A 2,456-nucleotide genomic window follows, 5' to 3' on the forward strand; every position below is an offset into this window, starting at 1 on the left:
CTGATCAACGCCTCCCGCGCGGCTTATGATCAGTTACAGCTGCTTCTCGCAGCTACTGCGTAACATCAGTGAGTAAATGGAAAGAATTGGACGCTGTTACCTGGTAACTATTGGGCGCTGTTTGACATGCTGCAACGTCGTGGCATGGGCTTTTTCGAGCATTTGCCAGCCATTGAGGCCGGCATTCTCGGGGTCGTTGGCTACCTGGATCACCGCCTGATTCAAGATGGCGGTCATTTCCGGGCTATCGGCGTAGGTGGCCTTGTTGGCGGTCAGGAAGGCATCACAGGTCTGTGCCCACGCGGCTTGTTCTGCCGCTTGGGCATTCTGCGCATTGAGTGCGCGGGCATTGTCGGCGTCGCGCATCGCCAGCCGCAGATCGAGTGCCTTGTCGTTCAGCGCATCAAGCTGTGACTGATACGTGGCCGCATCGACTTCGTAGTTCTCTAACTGGGTGTTAAGGGCTTTTTTTTGCGCCAGGATGTCGGCGAGCTGTTGTTCGGCATCCTCGGGTACTTCGGGCACGTCGTATTGGACCGGCTGAACCGGTTGCGGCTGGTAAGCAGGCGCTTTGGGGGCAACAGGCTCAGGCGTTGCCGGTGCTTCAACAGGCACTGGGTCCGTTGGCGTGCCGTCTGATTCCCCCGATTCCTCAGGCTCAACCGGTTCCAGTTCACCTTCATCCTCGCCTTCGTCTCCTGCTTCGTCCTCCGATTCATCGTCCAGTCCAGCATCCATCATTTCGCCAATGGTGCGGCTGTCTTCGTCTACCTCATCGGTTTCCGCCAGAATGGCGCGTTCTTCGTCGGTCAGGCTGTCGTCGTGGTCTGCATGGGTTTGGATCGTCATGGCTTACTTGGCCCTCCTGGCCGGTTTGGATTGGGATAGTCGTTGCTGCGCCTGGTTGTCGCGCACAGCCGCCTTGAGGCTGTCGAGTTGGGCGTTGAACTTGGCTTCCAACTGGTCCACGGCCAGGGCGTATTCCTTGCCCTGTAGCTTCATGAGGTGTTCCAGTTGATCGATGACGGGCTGGAGCTGGGCCGCATTGCGTGCCTGTTCGGCCAAGGCTTCTTTCTGTTCCACCTCGGCAATGGCGTTGCGCTTGGCCAGCTCGTTTTGCTCTGCCTGTTCTTGCTGCTTGGCTTCCTGCTCAGCGATCTCTTCCGGTGTTTGCTCAGCATCCGGGTCGCGCTGGCCGGTGAGCTTGCGCACGCGCTGCACCAGTTCGTCCTTATTGGGCACATCCATCAGGTCAATGATCAGGTCCAACATGCCCATGGCGATGTCGGGTGGCAGCTTGGCGGCCAGTTCGAACAGCATTTGGGTCTGCGCTTGCCGGATGGTGGCGTGGTAGTCCTGCTCGCTGACGATGAAATCCGCCTTGGTGCGCACGAGGTTGTTCTCGGGCAGGCCGTCGTTGATGGGCTGGAACTCGAATCCACCCTTGGCGTTGGTGACGCGGATTTGTTTTTGCTCGGTGGCAAACTGTTCCATCAGGCTCAGTTGCAATTCACCGTGGAATTGGAAGGCCAGACGCAGGTTGTCGAATAGCTCCGACGTGGCCATGCTGCCTTGGTCCTGCCTTGCCTCGATGGCGACGCCACTGGTGGCGTTGGTCTTGCGCCCCAGGTTCTCGTCGGTGACCCCCGAGACATCCTGAATCATGCGGGCATCGACATCGGCCAGTTGAAGATGGGCGGCGGCCAGGTCACGGTCTACGTTCAGTTCAAGCCGTTTACCCTCCTCGTACTCGATAATGGCGTCTGGCCGGGCAATCTCTTCGCGTAACCGTTCCTTGTCTTTAACGGCACCCCGCTCCATCACAACCTTGTTGGTCGAGAGGACATACAACGCCTTGGACATGCGCTTGTTGAACGCATCCTGTGGGTCACGAATCCCACGCACCATGCCGTAATACGCGCCATCGCGATTGCGCTGATACGCCGCCATCAAGGTATACGGGAAGCGGTTGTGCCGGTAAGGGCTACGGCCTTCGTACAGCAGCCCTGCGGTCGTGAAGATGGCCAGGCGGACCTGCATTTGCTGCTGTTCGGCGATATGGCATAGCTCGCCCTCGACGGCGGCACGCATTACTTGGTTAGCTGGGTCGTATTCCTGGCCGTGGAACTCGCCCCCTTGCACCTTCTTAATTCGGGCCGGCACGCGGTACCACATCTCGAAAACGCGCACGCGCTGACGGGCAAAGACACCATCGGCCAAATGCCCCGCTTGTTCGTCCTGGTCGGGGAAGTCATCGGAAAACCACAGACTGCTACCCAAGGCATCGGCATCGCGGGTGCTCTTATGTACGATGAAGGCACGGCTCGGGTTGATGAGTTCGGCCACATCGGTATCCAGCCACTTCTGCCGGATCACATAGCGCCAGTCACTCATGTCCACACGGCGCGAGGCACTGTCGTGCAGCATTTCGCGCCAAGGGGCATGCCGCGAGTACT

The 2,456-nt window shown here is 59.0% G+C and carries 2 protein-coding genes; both read right to left on the reverse strand.

Annotated elements, in window-relative coordinates; translation table 11 throughout:
* Positions 1–96 precede the first annotated feature (96 nt).
* Complete coding sequence (locus CSQ89_RS21065) at positions 97–849, reverse strand: hypothetical protein (RefSeq protein ID WP_099407930.1); 753 nt, start codon at positions 847–849, stop codon at positions 97–99.
* 3 nt (positions 850–852) lie between these two features.
* Positions 853–2,456, reverse strand: a 1,604-nt coding sequence (locus CSQ89_RS21070; RefSeq protein ID WP_233203404.1) for a portal protein, incomplete at its 5' end; no start/stop codon positions are given.

The sequence above is a fragment of the Chitinimonas sp. BJB300 genome, from assembly GCF_002735695.1.
GTDB lineage: Bacteria > Pseudomonadota > Gammaproteobacteria > Burkholderiales > Chitinimonadaceae > Chitinimonas.